This is a genomic window from Flavobacterium sp. CFS9 (assembly GCF_041154745.1).
GTDB lineage: Bacteria > Bacteroidota > Bacteroidia > Flavobacteriales > Flavobacteriaceae > Flavobacterium.
Genome location: NZ_AP031573.1, coordinates 3,276,831 through 3,299,194, shown reverse-complemented (window position 1 = coordinate 3,299,194; position 22,364 = coordinate 3,276,831). Strand labels below are relative to the sequence as shown.

General features: G+C 36.5%; 17 protein-coding genes. 9 read left to right on the top strand and 8 right to left on the bottom strand.

Features of this window, described 5'->3' with window-relative positions; translation table 11 throughout:
* Nucleotides 1-126: 126 nt before the first annotated feature.
* From ACAM30_RS13940 to ACAM30_RS13925, 4 genes are all read right to left on the bottom strand, one after another.
* Nucleotides 127-3,033 (bottom strand): FAD-binding and (Fe-S)-binding domain-containing protein, encoded by a 2,907-nt coding sequence (locus ACAM30_RS13940; protein ID WP_369615213.1) that lies wholly within the window; start codon nucleotides 3,031-3,033, stop codon nucleotides 127-129.
* Nucleotides 3,034-3,475: 442 nt separating this feature from the next.
* The gene (locus tag ACAM30_RS13935; protein WP_369615212.1) at nucleotides 3,476-3,850 is read right to left on the bottom strand and encodes a hypothetical protein; all 375 of its coding nucleotides are present in this window, start codon (nucleotides 3,848-3,850) and stop codon (nucleotides 3,476-3,478) included.
* A gap of 44 nt (nucleotides 3,851-3,894) precedes the next feature.
* The gene (locus ACAM30_RS13930) at nucleotides 3,895-4,332 is read right to left on the bottom strand and encodes a hypothetical protein (protein ID WP_369615211.1); all 438 of its coding nucleotides are present in this window, start codon (nucleotides 4,330-4,332) and stop codon (nucleotides 3,895-3,897) included.
* A 74-nt stretch (nucleotides 4,333-4,406) separates the two neighbouring features.
* The gene (locus ACAM30_RS13925; protein WP_070907075.1) at nucleotides 4,407-4,643 is read right to left on the bottom strand and encodes a helix-turn-helix domain-containing protein; all 237 of its coding nucleotides are present in this window, start codon (nucleotides 4,641-4,643) and stop codon (nucleotides 4,407-4,409) included.
* Nucleotides 4,644-4,795: 152 nt separating this feature from the next.
* On the opposite strand from ACAM30_RS13925, the gene ACAM30_RS13920 reads away from it, so the two are divergent.
* On the top strand, nucleotides 4,796-5,029 hold the full coding sequence (locus ACAM30_RS13920; protein WP_369615210.1) for a hypothetical protein: 234 nt from the start codon (nucleotides 4,796-4,798) through the stop codon (nucleotides 5,027-5,029).
* A gap of 79 nt (nucleotides 5,030-5,108) precedes the next feature.
* Here the strand turns inward: ACAM30_RS13920 and ACAM30_RS13915 are convergent, their stop codons facing one another.
* From ACAM30_RS13915 to ACAM30_RS13905, 3 genes are all read right to left on the bottom strand, one after another.
* Nucleotides 5,109-5,672 carry a hypothetical protein gene (locus ACAM30_RS13915; RefSeq protein WP_369615209.1) on the bottom strand — a complete coding sequence of 188 codons (564 nt, stop codon included), beginning with the start codon at nucleotides 5,670-5,672 and terminating at the stop codon, nucleotides 5,109-5,111.
* A 21-nt stretch (nucleotides 5,673-5,693) separates the two neighbouring features.
* Nucleotides 5,694-7,874: a hypothetical protein gene (locus ACAM30_RS13910; RefSeq protein ID WP_369615208.1), complete on the bottom strand. Its 2,181-nt coding sequence runs from the start codon at nucleotides 7,872-7,874 to the stop codon at nucleotides 5,694-5,696.
* Nucleotides 7,875-8,100: 226 nt separating this feature from the next.
* A complete protein-coding gene (locus ACAM30_RS13905; RefSeq protein WP_369615207.1) occupies nucleotides 8,101-8,850 on the bottom strand; it encodes a DeoR/GlpR family DNA-binding transcription regulator in 750 nt (249 codons plus the stop codon).
* A 225-nt stretch (nucleotides 8,851-9,075) separates the two neighbouring features.
* Here ACAM30_RS13905 and ACAM30_RS13900 point away from each other — a divergent pair, with 225 nt between their 5' ends.
* Complete coding sequence (locus tag ACAM30_RS13900; protein WP_369615206.1) at nucleotides 9,076-12,135, top strand: SusC/RagA family TonB-linked outer membrane protein; 3,060 nt, start codon at nucleotides 9,076-9,078, stop codon at nucleotides 12,133-12,135.
* 15 nt (nucleotides 12,136-12,150) lie between these two features.
* On the top strand, nucleotides 12,151-13,428 hold the full coding sequence (locus ACAM30_RS13895) for a carbohydrate-binding protein SusD (protein WP_369615205.1): 1,278 nt from the start codon (nucleotides 12,151-12,153) through the stop codon (nucleotides 13,426-13,428).
* Between the two features lie 72 nt (nucleotides 13,429-13,500).
* On the opposite strand, the gene ACAM30_RS13890 is transcribed toward ACAM30_RS13895, so the two are convergent.
* On the bottom strand, nucleotides 13,501-13,683 hold the full coding sequence (locus tag ACAM30_RS13890) for a hypothetical protein (protein ID WP_369615204.1): 183 nt from the start codon (nucleotides 13,681-13,683) through the stop codon (nucleotides 13,501-13,503).
* Between the two features lie 110 nt (nucleotides 13,684-13,793).
* On the opposite strand from ACAM30_RS13890, the gene murQ reads away from it, so the two are divergent.
* From murQ to ACAM30_RS13860, 6 genes are all read left to right on the top strand, one after another.
* A complete protein-coding gene (gene murQ / locus ACAM30_RS13885) occupies nucleotides 13,794-14,615 on the top strand; it encodes an N-acetylmuramic acid 6-phosphate etherase (protein WP_369615203.1) in 822 nt (273 codons plus the stop codon).
* A 245-nt stretch (nucleotides 14,616-14,860) separates the two neighbouring features.
* On the top strand, nucleotides 14,861-16,366 hold the full coding sequence (locus ACAM30_RS13880; protein ID WP_369615202.1) for a sodium:solute symporter: 1,506 nt from the start codon (nucleotides 14,861-14,863) through the stop codon (nucleotides 16,364-16,366).
* 228 nt (nucleotides 16,367-16,594) lie between these two features.
* Nucleotides 16,595-17,803, top strand: a complete 1,209-nt coding sequence (locus ACAM30_RS13875) for an anhydro-N-acetylmuramic acid kinase (RefSeq protein ID WP_369615201.1) — start codon at nucleotides 16,595-16,597, stop codon at nucleotides 17,801-17,803.
* Nucleotides 17,804-17,821: 18 nt separating this feature from the next.
* The gene (locus ACAM30_RS13870; RefSeq protein WP_369615200.1) at nucleotides 17,822-19,090 is read left to right on the top strand and encodes an acyltransferase family protein; all 1,269 of its coding nucleotides are present in this window, start codon (nucleotides 17,822-17,824) and stop codon (nucleotides 19,088-19,090) included.
* A gap of 389 nt (nucleotides 19,091-19,479) precedes the next feature.
* A complete protein-coding gene (locus ACAM30_RS13865) occupies nucleotides 19,480-21,051 on the top strand; it encodes a glycoside hydrolase family 10 protein (protein ID WP_369615199.1) in 1,572 nt (523 codons plus the stop codon).
* Nucleotides 21,038-22,360 carry an MFS transporter gene (locus ACAM30_RS13860; RefSeq protein ID WP_369615198.1) on the top strand — a complete coding sequence of 441 codons (1,323 nt, stop codon included), beginning with the start codon at nucleotides 21,038-21,040 and terminating at the stop codon, nucleotides 22,358-22,360. Before ACAM30_RS13865 ends, ACAM30_RS13860 begins: the two co-directional genes overlap by 14 nt.
* The last annotated feature ends 4 nt before the right edge of the window (nucleotides 22,361-22,364 follow it).

The window sequence follows — 22,364 nt, the reverse complement described above, 5'->3', positions numbered from 1 at the left end:
TATCTGCACTTAATTTTTTTTCACGCAGATAATGCAGATTCTACTATCTAAGATTACGAGGATTAAAATGATTCAAAAAAATCAGCTCAATCTGCAATCGGCGTGAGAAAAATCTAAAATCTAAAATTATTTCAGGCAGTTTCTTAAAATACTTACCGGGTGCTGGGCTTCTCTGCTGGTCCCGTCATAAATCTGATGACGGCAGCTGGTTCCGGCGGCAGCGATTTTCACCTCCTGAGCAGTGGCTCTTACTTTTGGGAATAGAGTATCTTCTCCCATTTGCATGCTTACCTGATAATGTTCTTTTTCATAACCGAATGATCCTGCCATTCCACAACAACCTGAATTGTAAATGGTAACCACATTATTTGTTGGTAAATTCAGCATCGCAAATGTCGCTTCAACCGAACTTAGTGATTTCTGATGACAATGTCCGTGAATTTTAATTTCTTTCTTTTCTGCCGAAAAAGAATCAGCTGTGATCTTACCATCGACAATTTCTCTTTTGAAGAATTCTTCTATCGTAAAGGCATTTTTTGCCACTTTTTCAGCTGCTTCTTTGTTCGTTGCCAGACGCAGATATTCGTCTCTGAACGTTAATATTGCCGAAGGTTCAATTCCGATTAAAGGTGTTTCAGCAGCAATTAAATCCTTGAAGATCTCCACATTGATATCTGCTATTTTCTTGGCTTCTTCTAAAAATCCTTTGGACAAATAAGTTCTTCCGCTTTCTTCATGATTCACGATCAATACTTCGTAGCCTAATTGGGTTAACAGTTCAAAAGCGTCGATTCCGATAGTAACATCGTAATAATTAGTGAACTCATCATTAAACAAATACACTTGTCCGTTCGGAAAATCTCTTTGTGCTGGTTTATTTTTTTCATACCATTTTTGAAACGTCTTTTTCGCCAATAACGGAACTTGTCTTTCCGGCGCAATTCCCATGCTTTTTTTCACGAGAGACTGATTGGAAATAAAATTCGTAATCGACGGAAACAAACTTCCCATTTTATTCAGTTTGGCGTTGTGCGCGAAAATTTTGTTTCGGGTCGAAAACCCGTTTGCTTTTTGGTATTGATATAAAAATTCTGCTTTCAGCGTTGCTACGTCTACATTACTCGGACATTCGCTGGCACAGGCTTTACAACTCACACACAATTCAAAAACTTCATAAAGTTCTTTCTGGTCGAATTTATTTTCTTTCTCTGAATAGGTCAGATATTCGCGTAAAGCGTTGGCTCTTGCACGAGTGGTTTCTTTTTCGTTTTTGGTGGCTCGGTAACTCGGACACATTGCTCCTCCTGCTGATGGCAATTTTCTACAATCTCCGGAACCGTTGCATTTTTCAGCAGCGCGCAATACTCCTAAACTATCAGAGAAATCCTGAAACGTCTTAATATCCGGTTCCACCCTGCCCGAAACGACACGATGGTTTTCGTCCATTTTTAAGGCATTGACAATCTTACCAATATTCAAAGCCGAGTTTGGATCAAACGCCAGCTTGATTCTTTTCAGCAATTCATAATTGGATTCTCCAATCATATAAGGGATAAACTCACCGCGTACGATTCCGTCACCATGTTCTCCACTTAGAGACCCTCTGTATTTTTTAACCAAATGCGCTACCTCGGTCGCAATAGTTCGGAATAATTTTAAGTCGGATGTTTTTTTCAAATTCAAAACCGGACGCAAATGCAGTTCTCCTGCTCCGGCATGTGCGTAATAAATTGCCTCTTGTCCGTGACGCTTCATCATCGCCGAAAATTCAGCAATATAAGCGGGTAAATCGCTCAATTCAACGGCAGTATCTTCGATTGAATCGGCTGCCTTATCATCACCAACGATACTTCCTAAAAGTCCCAGACCGGCTTTTCTCAGTTCATTGGCTTTATCAATATCATTCCCGTAAATTTTTACCCGTGCATAACCAAAATTGTTTTTTTCCAAATCAGCAATCAAAGCATCGGCTTGTCTTTCAGCATCTTCTAAAGTGTGCGATGCGACTTCAAACAACATGATGGCTTTGGGCTCTCCCACCAAAAAGAAACGGTTTTTAATGTGTTCCCGATTCGTTTTAGTGCAATCTAAAATCGTATCATCAATCATTTCTGCCGTGTACAAATGATGCTTCATCGCCACGACAACCGATTCTAATGATTCCTGAATCGTGTGATAATGTCCCACAACCATAATACTGTGAGGTGGAGGCAGATCGTCTACTTTCAGCGTTACTTCGGTTGTAAAAGCCAGTGTTCCTTCGCTTCCGCAAAGCAGTTTCCCTAAATTGATAGTGGGTTCAGTTCCGCCAAACAAATCCGATTTCAATAAAATATCAACAGCATAACCTGTGTTCCTTCTATGAATTTCGGGTTTCGGAAACTCTTTTATAATTTCTTCCTGTGTGGCTGTAACAGAAAGCTCGTCGTAAATGGTTTTGTATATTTTATTTTCAAGAGTATCGCCTTTGGTTTTTTCGATAAATTCAGCGGAAGTCAGATCTGTAAAAACCACTTCCGAACCGTCGCTTAAAAGCGCTTTTACCTCAGCAATTTTATCACGAGTCACTCCGTATCGAATCGAAGTTGTTCCTGAAGAGTTATTCCCCACCATACCGCCAATCATTGCGCGGTTTGAGGTTGATGTAATCGGAGCAAAAAATACGCCATGAGGTTTTAAAAACAGATTCAGTTCGTCGCGAATTACACCAGGCTGAACCGTTACGGTTTTCTTTTCTGCATCGTACGAAATAATTTTGGTAAAATGTTTCGACACATCCACCACCAATCCGTCTCCCACTGCCTGTCCTGCCAACGAAGTTCCGGCCGTTCTCGGGGTAATCGACATTTGATGCTGTCCCGCAAACTTTATCAGCTTGACAATATCGTCAATTGTTTTGGGTATAGCAACCGCATTGGGTTTAATTCGATAAACCGAAGCATCGGTCGAATAAAGTGTTTTATGAAGATCATCGTATAAAAGGGTTCCTTCTAATGATGCTGATAATTGTTCTAACTCTTTAATTATTGACATTATAACTTGGTTTATAAACTAAAACGGATTCCGTGAATTACAAAAATAGTTTTTTTTTAAGGTTCTGAGAGGCTAAGAGGCTAAGGTTCTAAGTTTTTTTCTGTAACTGTGCCTTTTTGAATTGGAATTTGGATTTTTCGAGTTAGAATTTCCCCCCAATGGTCACCCTGAGTGGAGTCGAAGGCTTATGAAACTTTGAGGTTCTAAGAGACTAAGGTTCTATGTTTTTTCTTTGATTACGTCTTTTTGAATTGGAATTTGGATCTTTTTTATTTGATTTTTCAGAAGCTAATCCTACTGTCCTTCCAATCTTTTGTGTCCGGCGCGGCGGACACAAAAGGATTTTCCCTCCCATCAGGGCTAGGACTTTTGGTGTCATAAGAAAAACATTAATTAATAAGAAAAGGCGGTTCTTGAATATTTTCGAAACAATACCGTTAATTTATACCAAATCCTTCATTGAAATATTCGATAAATTTTCTTCAGACTTTAAAAGCAATTCATCAATATTCTCTGCGATAAAAATAAAGTCTTTTTGATCTACTAATATTTCAATCCATTTTGGTCTTGCAATTGAGAAGCCATCGTCGTAAATAGCAATATTTACAAAATTCCAAATATTTGAATTTACTCCATTTACTTCAAAATTTGGTTGAATTATAATTGCTTTCATTATATCATTTTCTATCCAATCAATCCTTCGCTCTTCAAATGTTCTTAATACTTCCGGATAATCAGGTCGATCTTTAGTCAATCTTCCATTAAGCTTACTTGCTAAATCAATCAGCTTTGAATCTATGCTTTTAAATCTACTCATTTTTTACTCAGTTTTATGAACCATAAAATTTCTATTAAAAAAAATTAATTAATAAGAAAAGACGGTTCCTGAATGACCCTGTAAGACTTAAAAACACACCCAAAAGGAGGTTTTTCTGTATTCTTAACAATCACCCAACCTAATATTCCTTTATTGATAAGCTGATACAATTCATGTTCAATAAAATCATCACTATAATTTAGTTTCTGATACTCCGGATGCGTTCTAACAAACTCTGAAAATTTCCATTGCGAAAACTTAATTTCATTTATAGAAATATCATAGTCATAAATAACACCGTCTTTATTGACTGTGCAGCCACTTCCGTGAAACCAATATTCAATTCCTTCGATAGTTCCTTTTCTTTCAAAAAAAGTGCTCGAAAACGAACATGGATTTACATCCTGTTTATATTTCTTTTTTAATAAAGTTTCAAATGTTCTTATAAAACTGATATACTCTGCTACTATTTTTTCAATCATAATTATGCCAAAATTAAATTGAAAATACGGGATTCGCAACCCTCTCCCCGAGCGTGGGGGAGAGCAATTATGTTTTATAAGTCTTTAATTAAATCACTTGGATCTACTTTTAAAGATTGAGCAATTTTGAACAAAGTACTTATTTTCATTTCCTGAGAGCCTTTGATGTATTTCCTTAAATTTTCCACATCCATTTCAGCATCATGAGCAACCTCCCTTTGTTTCAACTGTTGCTCTTCTATGATATCTTTTATCCTGATTCCTAATTGTTTGACAACTTCCGGAACTTCACTTTTTCTTGTCCTTTTCATGGGAATGAATTTACAAGTAGCAGATTGTTTTTGTATGATTGCAAACAATCGGTTGTTTTCAACTGTTTATTTCATATATTTGTTTTCAGCTAATTAAGCATAGCTCAATAACGGAAGTTGCAAACATGCATATTCCCCTAAAATTTCAGATTATGAGTACAACCAATCTTTCACAAGAAACCGAAACCAGGCTAACCAATTTCTTCAACAACACTATTAACCCAAAAGAAATGGCGAAAGCCATAAGACAAGTCAATTACATCCTTGCCTTAGGAGTTTTAAGAGAACATGAAACGCTTAAAAATGAAGTAAGCAACATCGAAAACAGCTTTTACTGGCTCAATGAATTAGCCGAAGTTTTAAATCCTTATTTGGATGAGGAATAATAACTATTTTTAAAATTAACAATGAAACCTCGGTCTCTTTATGAGCGAGGTTTTATCACTAATTTTAAGTATTACTACTTCAATTTTTAGAAGAACTAGAAGCAATAATATATTCAGGTGTTAAATTAGGGTAGTTTTTTGAATCACTGATTTCTATATACATTTTCTTTGGTTTTTCTACTAGAGGACCAACAATAACCTCATCAATATTTCCATTTCTTGTGATCTCAATTATTCGATGACCTTCAAATTTTTCTGTTTCAAATATTGTATCGTTTTCATCTCCAATAAAACCCCACCGATTATGATATTTTCCATATAAGTAAGTATTCCCATAATTTAATAATTCTGTTTTGGAGAATGTGTTTGATTCGGTCAAACTTGCCAAAAGATTATTATCAATTTTAGCTTTTACAAAATATGCATTTTCTTTTTTAAAACTAATACCATCATGCCAATTACTTTGGTAATAAGAACAACAGTATTCTAATTGCTGTTTTTGTTGATTACTTAAATCTTTAAAAGTTAGAATTTCCGCACTTTTTATCACATTTTCAACTTCGATTACAGCGTTTTTTTCTTTACCACAACTCACTGAAAATACAATAAATAAGATTACTGCTTTTAAAATTATACTTTTCATTAATTTATTTGATTAAAAAAATTAATTCAAATTACTAATATCTTTATAAAGATCTTTCAAGTGATATACAGACATATCTATTAATGGTTCAAACATAAAAGCATTAATATGTATATTTTCAGGAGTCATTAAATTAACACGATCCAACAAATCTATTGCTGCACTATCAAAATATTTCTCTCTATATTTTGCAAATAGAAAACTTGTTTGATTAACTGTAACTTCTTCTAAATTCAATTCCGGTAATTTTTTTATTAGATATTCTTCAGCCTTAAGCCGAATAGCTATAGCAAGGCAAATTTTATTCTCCAAATGAACTTCATTTATATTTTCCTCTTCGCAAATTAAATCTACAGTAGAAACTATGAAATTTAAAAAATTATCATCCTCATTATCAATATCTTTACCTACAAGTTTTACTAATCTAGTTCTATAAATACTAAAAACATCTTTAATTTTTAGTGATTGAGAAACTGTTTTTAAGTGTAAACAACTCGTTAAAATTACATAATCATCACAACTATTAGATTCTGTATATTCAATTATATTTCTAACAAATGCTATTAAGCTTATAAAAATTTTAGGCTTATCATAATTCTTAACAAAATAAGTAAATACATCATTTCTATATTGTCCATTTTGAAGCTTAACAGTTCTTTCTTCTGATTTTGTTGCCATGTAAACCACTTTTGGAGGCAAACTTAATCTGGATGCAATTGTGCGATAAAAATCAAAATTGTGTGTTAAAATAATCATTCTAAAAGTATTAGAAAGATGTAAATCCTTTATATATTCTATGATTGCAAATTTATTTTTGTAATCAAATGAATCTGCAATGTCATCAAAAATAATAATGTTGTTTGCTGCATTGTATTTTCGTGATTCAATTTCAAATAAAAACTGAAGAATAAAATAAGCTCTTTGCTCTCCCTTACTTAATATACTTAACAGATTATCTCTCTTATGTCGCACTGGTTCTTCATTTCTAATAACATAGTCAAACTCAAGTGTAGCCGTTTCTTGTTTTAAAATTACATCATCGTGATTTGTCAACACCACTTTAAATGGCACATAAAATCTAGAATTGAAAGTTTTTATTATATTGTTCCACAATAAGAATTCCTTCTTAGCCTCCTTAATTATTTTTTCTAGTGCAACTTTTTTTTCTTTATAGTATTCAGCTAATTCTTCCGATTCGTTTTTAATTTGGGACAAATAATTGATCCAAACTTTTTTTTGAAAACCTTCATAATCTTCTAATTCTACCAGAATAAGATTATCCTTTTCAATTACTTTTTTAAATGAACGTAGTTCAACATTAGCACCAATAGCTTTATCAATTTTATCAAATGACTGTTTTAACTTTGCATCATTAATAATTTTATCTATTTCCGCCTCAACAATCACTTTTAGAGACTCTGAATTATTAATTTCTGTACCATCTTCTAATACAAATTTATGTCCTGCTTCAAAAAACGAATTGTCTTCAATTGATTTTAAGATTTCATTCGCTTGATAAGTTCCAAATGAATTATTCCCAGTCAGTTTAAAGAAACTTGATTCAGAAAGTAATTTTTTATAATCAGAAATATATTGATCTAATATTGGTTGATTTTTCTCTAAGAACTTTCTAACATTGCTTTTCTTATCAAAAACATCGTTATACTTAAAGTTATATTTCTCAATCTTTGGTTTAAGATTACCTTTTTCTTTTAGAATAACTTCAAAAAATGTATACTCTGATTTTTCTGAAAAACTATTAACTAACTCACTTTCACAATCAGTGCTTTGCGAAACAGTTTTTAATTTTTTTAAATATTCACTCTTTTGATTGTTTAGATCTGAATATATTTCATCATATTGTTTCTTTAGATCTTTACTAGCCAAAAAACTACTTACTTTGTTTGAGGCATCAAAACTATTGTCTTCAGCATTTAATACAAGTATGTTTTCTTGATTTATAATTGAATCATCCACAAGGATTTGATACTTTGAATTTTTATCAGTGTAAACCCTATCACAAGGTCTTTTTTTGGCATCATTCTTAGAAATCACATCAAAAGTTCTTGCAAAAGAGGTTTTCATGGTTCCATTTGGTGCATAAATTAAAAATGTATTTGATTTCAAATCATCAAATTTAAATTCATGACTTAATTTTCCAATACCAAAACAATTTTCAAAATCAATAGTAAGTCTTTTCATTGTACGATAGTTTATTAGGTTCTAAAACAAAATTGATTCTTTAAAACTTGAGTTTTTTACGGAAAACCATATTCCGTATATTACTCCCCTATCAAAAATATCGATTACCCTATCTAAACAACCAAGTACAAATACCTGTTTATCCTTCAAAAAAAATGCTGCACAATTCCAACACTAATTAGAATCACACAGCAGTACAAAATCCCGCATAAAAACGCAATTTTACCTAAACAACCCTTACCCCGGCCTCCACGAAGCTTTTAATCTTAGCACTCTTTGGATTCAGCTCGGTAACAATAGCATCTACTTTATCAAGGCCACAAACCTGATGTGGCATTTTACCATTAATTTTATCAGAAGTCGCGAGCACAATTACCTTATCGGAAGCTTTAATCATTTCTTTTTTAATGATCGAAACTTCGTAACCCATTTCGGTAAGCCCCTGATTGACATCTAAACTACTCACTCCCAAGAAACAAACATCGGCTTTGATTTTAGACAGTACCTGTACCACATCGATACCCACGGTTACCATGGCTTTTTTCTGCAGTTTTCCTCCAATAAAAATCAGTTCGATATTGGGATGCTGAGACAACTGCATGGCTATCGGCAGACTGTACGTATATATGGTAGCCGAAAAATCAATTGGAATGAGTTTGCAAAAAGACAAATTGGTAGTTCCTCCCGTCATGATAATCACCTGACCTTCATTCAGAAACGACAAAGCTTTCTGTCCTACTATTCTCTTTTTGTCTTCATTGATTATAGTGATATCAAAAACGTTATTGGATTTCTCTTTTACGGGAAAAGCGGCACCATACACCTTATTAATCAAACCTTTATTGTGCAATTCGTTAAAATCTCTGCGTATCGTATCCTCAGAGATACTGAGCTCTGTGGCAAGATCGATCGTGTTTATCTTTTCGACACTCTTGAATTTATCCATGATAAACTGATGTCTCTCTTTCTTAAGCATTTTAACTTTTTTGAACAAATATAAAAATATATTGCATGATTATGCACGATTATAACACAATTATTTCAAAAACACTCTACAAAGACCTTTCCGTGCTTAAAAAATTACAATTTAATGCGTTTTTATGCATTTTTTAATATTTTAATTAAATATGTTGCAAAAAATTGCATTTATAAAAATTAATTTTCTACATTTAAAATCTCTAACCAAACAAATATTTTAAAAATGAAAAAACTATTCTTTTTATTTGGAATTATTTTGTTTGCGCAGCCCATTTTTGCGCAGTCAAAAACCGTAACCGGTACCATAACCAGTACTACCGACGGACTTTCTCTACCGGGAGTATCCGTTTTGATTGAGGGTACTTCTAAAAGCACTACAACTGATCTGGACGGAAAATTCAGCATCACTGCAAATGAAAACGAGACGCTCGTTTTTAGTTTTGTAGGATTTGCTACGAAGAAAATTAAGGTCTCAGCAAACATGACTACAATCAACCTTAAAATGGCCGAAGAAACAAACGCTCTTTCTGAGGTTGTTGTACTGGGTTCCACCGTACGCGCTACCCGTAAAGAACTCGGGAATGCCGTAACCAGTTTAAAAGGAGAAGATTTAGTTAAAGCACAGCCCGGAGGTCTTTCTACGGCCCTGCAAGGAAAAATTGCCGGTGCTCAGGTTTCTCAAAACTCAGGAGATCCGGCAGGAGGTTTCAGCATCAAGCTTAGAGGAACTTCTTCTATACTAGGTTCTTCTGATCCTTTATATGTTATTGACGGTGTGGTTTTAAACAATGCCACTACCAACGTAACCAACCTAAACGTGACTACCGGAAACTCTAACATGCAAATTGGTCAGAACCGATCTTCAGACATTAACCCAAACGATATCCAAAGCGTCGAAGTCTTAAACGGAGGTGCTGCCGCAGCCATTTACGGATCGAGAGCTGCCAATGGTGTGGTTTTAATCACAACTAAAAAAGGGGTTGCGGGAGAAACCAGATATACATTTTCAACCAGCGTGACTTCTAACCAAATTCGCAAAAAACTGGATATGAATATGTCTGACAAGCAGTTTGTAAGCACTTCACCTGCTCTGTTCCCAATTCAGGGAAATCCTGCAAGTCCAACTACGGTAACCGTTTTAGGCAGAAATTTGGAGACCAGAACGACTAACGTACAGCGATACGATTATCAGGATGATATTTTTACTACGGGCGTAGGAACAGATACGTACTTCTCCTTACAAGGCGGAGACGAGAAAACGAAATATTTTGCTTCTCTTGGTTATCTGGTAAACGAAGGAATCATAAAAAATACCGATTTTAAAAGAGCCGGCGCTAAAGTGAGATTGAAACATGACTTCAACTCAAAATTATCTGCTACAGTGGGATTAAATTATGTAAACTCCAGTTCGAATGAAAAACCGGATGGTAACGTGTTCTGGAGTCCGATTAACGCCATCAATATCACCAATAACATCTACGATATCAACCAAAGAGATGTAAACGGCAATCTGTTAGCTGTTGATCCAAACAGAGTCAATCCGCTTTCAATTATCGAAACTTTCAAAATCAAACAAAATACAGATCGTATTATTTCGGATTTGCAATTAAACTATACACCGTTTAAAAATTTCAATGCCGATTTGATTTTTGGTATCGACAACTACAACCAAAGAGGAAATGTATTCATTCCGAGATACCCTTATGTGGTGAATCCGGCTTACTACAACGACGGTTATGTTTCTGAAGCGACTAACAGAGTGGTACAATTCAACAACGACCTGAATTTAAGATACCTTTGGAATATTAATGACAAATGGAAAGCTACTACTTACGGAGGTTACAACGTACAGACGTATCGCGATAATTTTGCTGCGGTTGAAGGACGCAACTTAAAACCATTTATCGAAACTATCAATGCTTTTAATACTTTGATTCCGGGCTCGCCAAGTTCCAGTCAGTCCAGATACAATTTATGGGGGTATTATCTTCAGGAAACTGTTGGCTACAAAGACAAACTATACCTGACCGTTGCAGGAAGACAGGATGCTTCGACTATTTTTTCGAGTGCCAACCGCTCTCAGTTTTACCCTAAAGCAAGTGTGAGTTATGTATTTTCAGATGAACCCTTCATGCAAAACATTCACGATGCTGTAAGCTCAGTACGTTTTAGAGCTTCATGGGGAAAATCAGGAAGTTTAACTGCAATTAAACCTTATGCGCGTTTTACCAATTATTCTACCGGAACGCTTTTAGGAAACAGTGCTTTTACCATCGAAGGATTCAAACAGGGAAATTTAGATTTAAAACCGGAACAGAGTGTTACTTATGAAATTGGAGGAGATTTTGGTTTCATCAAAGACCGTCTGAATTTATCTTTCAGCTATTATAATGCCGACATTGACGACTTGTTATTACCGGTTCAGCTCGCGGCTTCCGAAGGGGCTACGAATACGATTAAAAACATCGGACAAATGAACAACAAAGGATTCGAAGTCAATTTGAAATACGATCTGATCAAAAAAGAAAACCTGCACCTTGATGTCTTTGTAAACTACAGCAGCAACAGAAACAAAGTGACAGGATTACCACAAACTCGTTTCAAACTGGACAGTAACTTAGCAGGAGCTCCCGTTTTTGTGGAGATGGACAAACCTATCGGAATTTTCTACGGAACTTATTTTGCCCGAAATCCTGACGGCAGTTTATTGTTAACTCCAAGCGGATATCCACAAACTGAAAAGGGAGATGTCAATACCGGAGCACCACAAAGAGATGCTTCAGGACAGCCAACCGGAACTATTTTAAACAAACAAATTGGCAATCCAAATCCGGATTATATCATTTCATTCGGAGCCAATCTGAATTACAAAAAATTTGGTCTTTCTATATTGTTTGACGGTGTGCAGGGCGTAGATGTTTTTGATGCCGATTACAGAACCAGACAGGGTGTGGGATCAGGAACAATCGTAGCTCAGGAACTTAACGGAGAATTGCCTCGCGGATACATCTGGTCGGTTTACAATGTTGAAGAGTTCAGAGTTGTAGACGGAAGCTATTTGAAATTAAGAGAAGTTTCGTTGAATTATTCTTTCGGAAAATTAAACAATTTCTTCGATGATTTGACGATCACTGCCAGTGGAAGAAACCTGATCTCCTGGGATAATTTCACCAGTTTCGATCCGGAAACCAACTCAGGCGGACAGTCTTCTGTAGCGAAATACAATTTTGGAACCGTGCCAATTCCAAGTTCTTATTCCTTGGCGGTAAAAGTTCAATTCTAACCCAATTAAAACATCATGAAAAAAATATTCATCCCTATAGTAACCCTTACATTGCTTTTAACAAGCTGTAACGAAGATTATTTAGATCCTACCAAGCCCTCTCAGGAATTAGTTTTTGGAACCCGGGAGGGTGTTATCGGTGCTGCCAACGGACTACAACTGCTTTGGAGCGTTGACCGAACAAGCCCTGTTTACAACACCATTACCGGTAACGGTTTCACTACAAAAGAACTGAGATTGCTAAACGCCGGAAATGTCGACGAAGGTGAACTTTCTGTGGGCGGCGGTGTACTTTCGACCAAAAATCAGGTGGTAAACAATTTGTGGTCACAATGCCTTGTCATTAAATCGGAATCGCAAAAAGTAATCGATAATGTTGGCGTATTAACCTCAGATACTGAAAAAGCTAGCATTCTTGTTCACGCCTCTATTTTTAAGGCAATGGCACTTACCACTCTTGTGCAGTATTTTCAAAGTGTACCACTAAAGACGAGTAAAAATGCCTCTTTTGATTCCAGAGCTGATGTATTAACAGAAGCCATTAAAATTTTAAAACAAGCAGAACCATTACTCGACAAAGCTACGGGAGTGACGGGTTTAGTGAATAGCATCAATTATAAAAATACGGTTTACGCCCTATTAGCCAGAACATATCTGATGACCGGAGATTACGACAACGCCATTACCTATGCCGATAAGGTTGACCTGTCTGTAAAATCAGTTTTTGCTTTTGATCAGATTAGTGCCAATCCTATCGCTTATATCTCAATCACAACCAACAATGTTTTTCAGCCTGTTGATCTGACTTTGGGATTGCCTGCTGCTTTAGCCCCTTCAAACTCTGACGGAAGGTTGAATTTTTACATCAAACCGGGTTCAAATCCAACTGTTGCTACAGGATTCTTTGATTCGAATACCAAATCGATCCCATTGTATTTACCGGGTGAAATGATCCTGATAAAAGCTGAAGGTTATGCCAGAAAAGACAATTTACCGCAAGCCCTTGTCGAGCTGAATAAAGTTCTAACCAAAACCGCCGGAGCAGATGCTTATGGCATTGGAGCGAACCTTCCTCCATACGCAGGAACTGTAACCAAAACGGCTATTCTAACCGAAATTTACCGCAACCGCTGTATCGAAATGTACATGTCAAGCCTAAAACTGGAAGACAGCAGAAGATTTGACCGTCCGGGAGCAGGAACAACCGGGGCTGAAAGAAACCGTAACTGGTACCCTTATCCAGATTCTGAAAGGAACAACAATACTAATACTCCTGCTGATCCGGCTATCTAAAAAGTTATGAGTTTATTGAGTTGTGAGTTATAAATTATTGGTTGTGGGTTATGAGTTGTGGGGTTTAGTTTGTTAGTATTTTATATTTTGAACTAAAACCCCAGGACTTAGTTTGCAATCCATAACTTTTGTCCAGCTGAGCGGAATAGAAGCATTGTCAGTCTGAGCGGAGCCGAAGTATTGTCCGGCTGAGCGAAGTTGAAGCCCCCAAGTCCTTATTGACCAGTCTTCGACTCCGCTCAGACTGACATTCATTATTAATTTTCTTTGATTTCCAAACAACAAACAACAAACCATAAACAACAAACCATAAGCAGCTAAACGATTAAACCAACAAACGATTAAACACCACCACAGCATGTATTATGAAAAATAAAAATCCCGAAACCGAACAAGAGTCCCTTTATAAAAACCTGGATCAGATGAGCACCAAAGAGCTGCTGATCAACATGAATACAGAAGATCAAAAAGTACCTCATATTGTTGAAAAGCAAATTCCCAAAATCGAAAAATTAGTCAAAGCCATCGTAAAAAAAATGCAGCTGGGCGGACGATTGTTTTATATTGGTGCCGGAACTTCAGGGCGTATTGGAATTTTAGATGCTTCTGAATGCCCTCCTACTTTTGGAGTACCGCATGATATGATTATTGGAATTATTGCCGGAGGTGATACCGCCATTCGAAAAGCAGTAGAAAATGCCGAAGACGATACCGAGCAGGCCTGGAAAGATTTATCGAAACACCAGATCTCGAGTCTGGATTTTGTTATCGGGATAGCCGCTTCCGGAAACACTCCCTATGTACTGGGCGGACTCAAAAAAGCCAAAGAAAACAATATTAAAACGGGAAGTATTTCCTGTATCAGTAAGGGACTCATCGCCGAAGTCGCCGATTATCCGATCGAAGTCGTGGTTGGTCCCGAATTCCTGACCGGAAGTACCCGCATGAAAGCAGGAACGGCACAAAAACTGACTCTAAATATGATTTCAACTTCGGTTATGATCAAATTGGGAAGAATTAAAGGCAACAAAATGGTCGATATGCAATTGTCTAACGAAAAATTAGTCAAAAGAGCCATTAAAATGATCGTAGAAGAACTCCAAATTGAACACGATCAGGCTGCCGAACTGTTAGAGAAACACAAAAGCGTCAGAGCCGTTTTACAGGCAAATAATAGCAAAGACTGAACTCGATAATACTATGATAAATAATTTTCAGCAAAGTTTTTGTCATTTCGACCAGAGGGAGAAATCGTACTATTAATTTGACAAAGATTGTCGATTTTCTATGCGGAGTTTCTTCTATGATTTACTGCGTCAGTCACTATCGCTCAAATCTCCTTCATCGAAATAACAATATTGCGATTAACCAACTTATTATCATCACGATTAAACGAGTTACAAAATAATCTCACCACTAATCCAAAACCAAAATGTCTTCAAGCACCATCTTAATCTTCATCATCGTATATTTTGGCATACTATTACTGATTTCTCAAATCATCAGCAAAAAAGGACAGGACAACGATTCGTTTTTCAAGGCCAATAAAAACTCCAAATGGTTTTTAGTTGCTTTTGGAATGATCGGTACTTCACTGTCCGGACTAACATTTATCTCTGTTCCGGGCGAAGTGGGATCACCAAACGGAGAGCAGTTTAAATACTTCCAGTTTATATTGGGACAGGCCTTAGGGCTTATCGTTATTGCAAAAGTGCTGCTTCCTTTGTATTACAGAATGAACCTTACCTCGATATACAGCTATATCGAAAAAAGAATGGGAACCAACAGCTACAAAACGGCCGCTTCTATTTTTTTGGTAAGCCGTACCGTAGGCTCCGCTTTACGTTTTTATTTAGTTATACTCGTATTGCAACGTTATGTTTTTGATTACTATCATGTTCCGTTTCCCCTCACGGTATTTTTAGGTCTTACATTTGTCTTCTTATATACGTACAGAAGCGGTCTTAAAGCCATTATCATCACAGACACCCTGCAAACTTTCTTTCTGGTATCCTCCGTTTTTATCACCATTTATTTTGTTTTAAACAGTTTAGACTTGACCGTTTTCGAATCGGTTTCAGCAATTCGAAACAGCAATTATTCTAAAACCTTTTTCTTTGATGATTTCCTGACCAATAAATATCATTTTGCCAAGCAATTTTTAGGAGGATTACTAATCATGATTGCGATGGTGGGGCTGGATCAGGATTTAATGCAAAAAAACATCAGCTGCAAAAACATCAAGGAAGCACAGAAAAACATGTACACTTTCACCGTTATTTTTGTCACCATCAGTCTTCTTTTTTTAAGTCTCGGAGCTTTACTGTATATGTATGCTGCAAAAAACAACATTTCCGTACCGCTGGATTTAGTCACCAACAAACCCAGAACGGATCTTCTTTTTCCGGAGATTGCACTGAATCATTTGGCAACTGTCCCTGCTCTGGTATTTTTGCTGGGAATCATTGCAGCCACTTTTGCTACAACCGATTCTGCTTTAACGGCTCTGACTACTTCTTTTTGCGTTGATTTTCTTGGCATGGATAAAAGCGAAAACATTTCAAATCCCAAAAATGTAAAACGAAGACATTTAGTGCACCTCGCCTTTTCGTTTCTGTTCTTTTTGGTAATTATCGTTCTTAATTCTTTTAATGACAGCTCCGTTGTCGCTTTAGTTTTCAAAGCAGCTTCTTACACTTATGGACCGCTTTTAGGATTGTATGCTTTTGGTTTACTTCAAAAAAACAGAATTGTAACCGACAAACTGGTGCCTTGGTTTTGTATCATAGCTCCTATTTTAACTTATCTGCTAAGCGAAAATTCGAAAGCTCTTTTCGGTTATGTCTTTGATAATGAATTGATCCTTATAAATGCACTGATTACCTATACAGGCCTTTATTTTACCAGTAAAAAAACCGATGAAAAAATATACTTTTAAGCCGATTACTGCCAAAATACTCTAATTTTAACCCGTTAAGAAAAAAATGATGCCTCTTTTAAATATGATTTGTGAATAAAAAATTTCGCCACAAATTCACGAATTATTATAAAGCAATAATTCGTGAATTTGTGGCGGAAAACAAATCTATGTGTTAAAACAATTATATCCAACGAGTTAATCTTATCACTTTTATAATTCAAATCGTCTTTGTAAAATTCAATTTTCATGAATAAAAATATAAACGCACTGTACCAAATAGCTCAAAAAGAAACCCGCAGCATTATCGGGTTAATGTCAGGAACTTCACTTGACGGGCTCGATATTGCTTTATGCGAAATTTCAGGTTCGGGTCAGAATACTGCTGTCAGAATCGCTCAATTTGAAACCATCGATTATTCGGAAGAAATTAAAATCGAAATCCGTAAAGTTTTTGCAAAAAAAGAAATTGATTTTCAACATTTAGTGATGCTCAACGAATGGATTGGAATTTTGCATGCCGAAATGATCAATGATTTTCTCAAAAAACGAAATATTCCCGCTGCCGAAATCGATTTGATTGCTTCACACGGACAAACGGTTCTGCATGCTCCTAAGTTCTTACATCAGCACGAAAAATTTCCAAATGCCACGCTGCAAATTGGCGATGGCGACCACATAGCCGTAAAAACAGGTATCATTACCCTTTCTGACTTCAGGCAAAAACACATTGCAGCAGGTGGCGAAGGCGCTCCGTTAGCCGTTTACGGAGATTATTTTTTATTTGGAAAAAAGGGTGAAAACCGCATTATGCTCAATATGGGCGGTATTGCTAATTTTACCTTTTTACCCGCTTCATTACATCCCGAAGAAACATTCGTCACCGATACCGGAACCGGAAATACCCTGATCGATCTTTTTACGAAACAATATTATCCTGAAAAAAGTTACGACAAAGACGCCGAAATAGCCCGACAAGGGACTGTAAATCAGTTATTGCTCGATCATTTAAAAGACGATGCTTTTTTCCGTCAGGAATTCCCAAAAACAATTGGCCCGGAGCTTTTTAGTGCCGAATATGTAAAAGCAGCTTTGGCTAAAAGTACTTCTGAAACCATTTCTGCTCCCGATTTACTCGCCACTTTAACCCGTTTTAGTGCCGAGACTATCGCCGAAGCCATTCATTACGCCGTAAACAGCTCAGCCGATAAACTCGAAGATTTCAAAATTTACCTGTCCGGAGGAGGCATGCACAATCCTTTATTGGTGCAATGGCTTAAAGATTTACTGCCTTGTACTTTTCACAAAACAGATGAACTGGGCATTTCGGGCGATGCCAAAGAAGCCGTTCTATTTGCCATTCTCGCCAATCAAACCATAGCCGGAGAAGATTTTAATTTTGGCTCACACAAAGGAATCCCATCCGTAACCATGGGAAAAATTTCGTTACCTGATTAAATAACACAAAAAAAAAAAATGAAAGACCGTATCATTTCCGTTGATGTTTTAAGAGGCCTTACCGTCTTATTAATGACCGTCGTAAACAATCCGGGAAGCTGGGATTATGTTTACCCCATTCTCGATCACGCAAAATGGAACGGCTGTACTTTAGCCGATCTGGTTTTCCCGTTTTTTATACTCGTAGTCGGAATCGCAATTCCTTTGGCCATGCCCATTAAACAGGACAAACCCGAAAATATCTTAAAAATAATCACCCGTTCCCTGCGCATCATTTGCCTTGGATTTTTTCTGTACTTTTTCAACAGTATTTATTTTCTGGGACTTGACGGATTTCCACTTCTTATCGTACGTTTAATTCTCACCATTTTAGTTGGATATGCTTTAATTGGAAACTTCAGTCTTAAAATGAAAACCATTTTAGCAGTTGGTCTTTTCATTATTTTCCTCACTTTAGCTTATGGCGGACATGAAAACTTTAACGATGTCAGACTTCCCGGAGTATTACAGCGTATTGGGGTTGTTTATCTGCTGGTTTCACTCGTCTATTTAAAAACAAACATAAAAACCCAAGCCATTCTAAGTGCTATTATTCTATTTGGATATTGGGCGATCATGACACTCATTCCAGTTCCCGGAATTGGTCCTGCCAATCTGGAGCCGGGTACCAATTTAGCGTCATGGCTCGATAGTATTTTACTCGAAAATCACATGTACATCGCTACCAAAACCTGGGACCCGGAAGGTATTCTAAGTACTGTACCCACTATAGCAAACGGATTAATCGGATTGCTAATAGGTCAATTGCTTCTAAACCCCATACCCAAAACCGAAATTGCTAAAAAAATGGGAATCCTTAGTATTGCTCTGATTATCTCAGGATTGCTGTGGTCTCTATTTTTTCCTATAAATAAAGCACTTTGGAGCAGCTCTTATGTTTTATTTACTGCCGGGATTGGCTTGTTTTTACTCACTTTAATCTATTATGTAGTAGATATACTCAACCACAAAAAATGGACAACCTTTTTACTGAGCTGGGGCGTAAATCCAATGATTGTATTCTTTGTTTCCGGCATACTGCCTCGGGCACTTGCGATGATCAAAACTCAGGATCCTCAAAATATTTCCGAAACTATAAGCGTTAGAGACTATGCGTACCAATATTGGATCAGCCTTCTTTTTGAAAATCAATTGTTATCGTCCCTTACCTATTCTGTATTGTATGTGCTATTGTGGAGTTGTGTTTTAGGGTATTTTTATAAGAAGAAGCTCATTTTTAAGGTATAACCGATTTAAGATTTAAGATTTGTGATTAACGATTACTGATTTATGATTTATGATGTGCAAAATAAAAAATCAATCTGTTCCTAATGTCAGGCTGAGCGAAGTCGAAGCCCCTCTCGTTCCCGTTGACCTGTCTTCGACTCCGCTCAGACGGACAATATTGATTTACCAACTATGACTAACAACAAACAAACAAACAAACAAACAAACAAACAAACAACCATAAACCATAAACTATAAACAACAACCAATTTCATTCAGTTTATCAACCTACAATTAAACGAATAAACAATTAAACAATTAAACATCCCCCCTTCATCACTATTCTAAAATTATAATTTCTTATACTCATCTAAAAAAACTATTTTTGGTTTCTGTTAAAAAAGATTGAAATGCATAAAAATCAGCAACTATTATTCTCTATTCTATTTTTATTTTTCTTCGGATGGAAATCCGACGCACAGGAAAAAACACTTTACCCTAAAAACGAATTTAGAGGGGTCTGGATTGCAACTGTCGTAAATATTGATTGGCCTAAAACTGCCAAAGACACCGTAGAAAAAGAAAAAGCGGACTATCTTGAAATTTTAGAAGCTTATAAAAAATTAAACTACAACGCCGTAATAGTTCAGATTCGAAGCGTTGGAGATGCTTTATATCCAACAGAACTCGCGCCATGGTCCCGTTTCCTGACCGGGAAAGAAGGACAGGCTCCCAATCCGTATTACGATACCCTGGCCTGGATGATTGAAGAAGCCCATAAAAGAGGTTTTGAATTTCACGCCTGGCTGAATCCGTACCGCGCTACTTTTGACCTGAACAAACAACAGCTAAGTCCCGATCACGATATTTTTAAACATCCGGAATGGATGATTGAATACGCCGGAAAAATATATTACGATCCTGCACTACCAGAAGTTCAGGAACATTTAACCAAAGTAGTAAAAGAAGTAGTCGACAAATACGATATCGATGCCATTCATTTTGATGACTATTTTTACCCTTATACTGTCCCGGGAAAAACCTTTAACGATACCGCTTCATACAAAAAATACGGAGCTGGCTTAAATCTTGGCGATTGGCGTCGTGCCAATGTGAGCAATTTTGTGCACACCATTTCAACCATGATTAAAACCAGTAAACCATGGGTACAATTCGGAATCAGTCCGTTTGGAGTATGGCGTAATAAATCTCAGGATCCAAAAGGTTCTGAAACCCAGTCAACTTCCAATTACGATGATTTGTACGCCGATCCTGTTCTATGGATGGACCAAAAATGGATCGATTACATCCTGCCTCAATTGTACTGGAGTATGAACAACCCGAGAGCTTCTTATGCAAAACTGGTAAAATGGTGGTCGGAAAACTCTAACAATACGGCACTTTATATCGGACACGCCTCTTATAAAATCAGAGGAGACAATGATAAAAGCTGGAATTTTGCCAGCGAAATCCCAAATCAGATTGATTATGCGAGAAGCTTTAAAAAAGTAAGCGGAAGTGCGTATTTCAGTTCTAAATGGTTCATGAACAAAAACTTTGATATTGTGCGTCTTTTAGAAGAAAATCAATATAAATATCCAGCACTTCCGGCTCCGGTACCCAATTTAAAACACATTATCATCGATACACCGGTTTTCAATGAATATTCAAGAGACAGCAGTAAATACACATTCACCATCAAAAGTCCGCTGAATACAAAAGTCCGCTACATCGTAATTTATGGCGGAGATCATGTTTCGAAAGTGGACATTAATGACGCTACAAAAATTATCGATAAAATTACCGTTTACGAAACAAACGGAGTAATTTCATTCAGCATTCCTGCCGAAAAAATAAATCAATACAAAGCCTGCGCTATAACCTTTATTGATTATTATGCCAATGAAAGCACACCCGCAGCTATCGACCTGAAAAAACCATTTAAACCTTATACCCCTGCCCAGCCAAATGAAAACAGATAATAAACCATGGTTCTGGATTCCGTTTCTAAATTTCGCATCTGGATTGCCTTATGCCATAATTATCTCTGTTTCGGTAATTATGTACAAAAATCTGGGAATATCAAACGAAGATATTGGCGTCTACACCAGTTTATTATACCTTCCCTGGGTAATAAAACCACTTTGGAGCCCATTGATTGAATTAATCGGTACCAAAAGAAAATGGTTTCTATCCATGCAATTGCTTATTTCCATTGCTTTTTTGATCGTTGGATTCACCATTCCAACGAGTGGCTTTTTCATGATGACATTAGCCATATTCTGGGTTGCCGCTTTTGCATCAGCCTCCAATGATATTGCCAGTGATGGTTTTTATTTATTGGTTTTACCCAAAGAACAGCAGTCTTTTTTCTTAGGAATCAGAAGTACCTTTTACCGACTTTCGATGCTTGCCGGAAATGGATTAATTGTTTTACTCGCAGGTTACTTAGAACATAAATATGGTGACAATACCAAAGCCTGGTCTTATACCATGATTATTGTGGGTTTATTAATGACCTTTATTACCCTTTACAATTTCATTTTTACACCAAAAGAAGAAATAAACGCTTTAGAAAGTACTGATAAAACGCATCATCAAAACTTTGCCACTATATTTACAAGTTTCTTTCAAAAAAAACAAATTGGAATAATTCTCGCTTTTATCCTTGTCTTCAGACTTGGTGAATCTCAACTACTTAAAATGTTAAGCCCTTTTTTACTTGACGGAAGGGAGTTAGGCGGAATGGGATTAGATACGGAAGCTGTTGGAATAATTTATGGAACTCTGGGAATTTTTGCTTTGACTGTTGGTGGAATTTTAGGCGGAATTGCACTTTCGAAACATGGTCTTACCAAATGGATGTTTCCTATGTTCCTTATTATGCACCTGCCTATTCTTGGTTTTATCGGATTGGCACATTTTCAACCGGAAGCAATTTTCCATCTTCATATCAATTTATATTTTTTCGAAATTAACTCTCCTTTAAATCTCTATACCTGCATTACTGTTATTCTGGAACAATTTGGATACGGTTTTGGTTTCACAGGCTTTATGATGTACTTAATTCATGTTGCGGAAGGAGAATCAAAAACGGCACATTATGCGCTTGCAACCGGTTTTATGGCATTAGGAATGATGTTACCGGGGATGCTAAGCGGCTTTATACAAAAATATTTAGGTTATGAAAACTTCTTTATCTGGGTAATAATAGCCACAATCCCGGGTCTTATTTTATCCCGTTTTTTAATATTCCCAAAAGATTTTGGAAAAAAGTCTGAAGAAGTTTAACCCC

Bases quoted from the DNA above. Each gene is read 5' to 3' on its own strand.
- ACAM30_RS13940 (WP_369615213.1), bottom strand. From the start codon at position 3,033: ATGTCAATAATTAAAGAGTTAGAACAATTATCAGCATCATTAGAAGGA.
- ACAM30_RS13935 (WP_369615212.1), bottom strand. From the start codon at position 3,850: ATGAGTAGATTTAAAAGCATAGATTCAAAGCTGATTGATTTAGCAAGT.
- ACAM30_RS13930 (WP_369615211.1), bottom strand. From the start codon at position 4,332: ATGATTGAAAAAATAGTAGCAGAGTATATCAGTTTTATAAGAACATTT.
- ACAM30_RS13925 (WP_070907075.1), bottom strand. From the start codon at position 4,643: ATGAAAAGGACAAGAAAAAGTGAAGTTCCGGAAGTTGTCAAACAATTA.
- ACAM30_RS13920 (WP_369615210.1), top strand. From the start codon at position 4,796: ATGAGTACAACCAATCTTTCACAAGAAACCGAAACCAGGCTAACCAAT.
- ACAM30_RS13915 (WP_369615209.1), bottom strand. From the start codon at position 5,672: ATGAAAAGTATAATTTTAAAAGCAGTAATCTTATTTATTGTATTTTCA.
- ACAM30_RS13910 (WP_369615208.1), bottom strand. From the start codon at position 7,874: ATGAAAAGACTTACTATTGATTTTGAAAATTGTTTTGGTATTGGAAAA.
- ACAM30_RS13905 (WP_369615207.1), bottom strand. From the start codon at position 8,850: ATGCTTAAGAAAGAGAGACATCAGTTTATCATGGATAAATTCAAGAGT.
- ACAM30_RS13900 (WP_369615206.1), top strand. From the start codon at position 9,076: ATGAAAAAACTATTCTTTTTATTTGGAATTATTTTGTTTGCGCAGCCC.
- ACAM30_RS13895 (WP_369615205.1), top strand. From the start codon at position 12,151: ATGAAAAAAATATTCATCCCTATAGTAACCCTTACATTGCTTTTAACA.
- ACAM30_RS13890 (WP_369615204.1), bottom strand. From the start codon at position 13,683: ATGAATGTCAGTCTGAGCGGAGTCGAAGACTGGTCAATAAGGACTTGG.
- murQ (WP_369615203.1), top strand. From the start codon at position 13,794: ATGAAAAATAAAAATCCCGAAACCGAACAAGAGTCCCTTTATAAAAAC.
- ACAM30_RS13880 (WP_369615202.1), top strand. From the start codon at position 14,861: ATGTCTTCAAGCACCATCTTAATCTTCATCATCGTATATTTTGGCATA.
- ACAM30_RS13875 (WP_369615201.1), top strand. From the start codon at position 16,595: ATGAATAAAAATATAAACGCACTGTACCAAATAGCTCAAAAAGAAACC.
- ACAM30_RS13870 (WP_369615200.1), top strand. From the start codon at position 17,822: ATGAAAGACCGTATCATTTCCGTTGATGTTTTAAGAGGCCTTACCGTC.
- ACAM30_RS13865 (WP_369615199.1), top strand. From the start codon at position 19,480: ATGCATAAAAATCAGCAACTATTATTCTCTATTCTATTTTTATTTTTC.
- ACAM30_RS13860 (WP_369615198.1), top strand. From the start codon at position 21,038: ATGAAAACAGATAATAAACCATGGTTCTGGATTCCGTTTCTAAATTTC.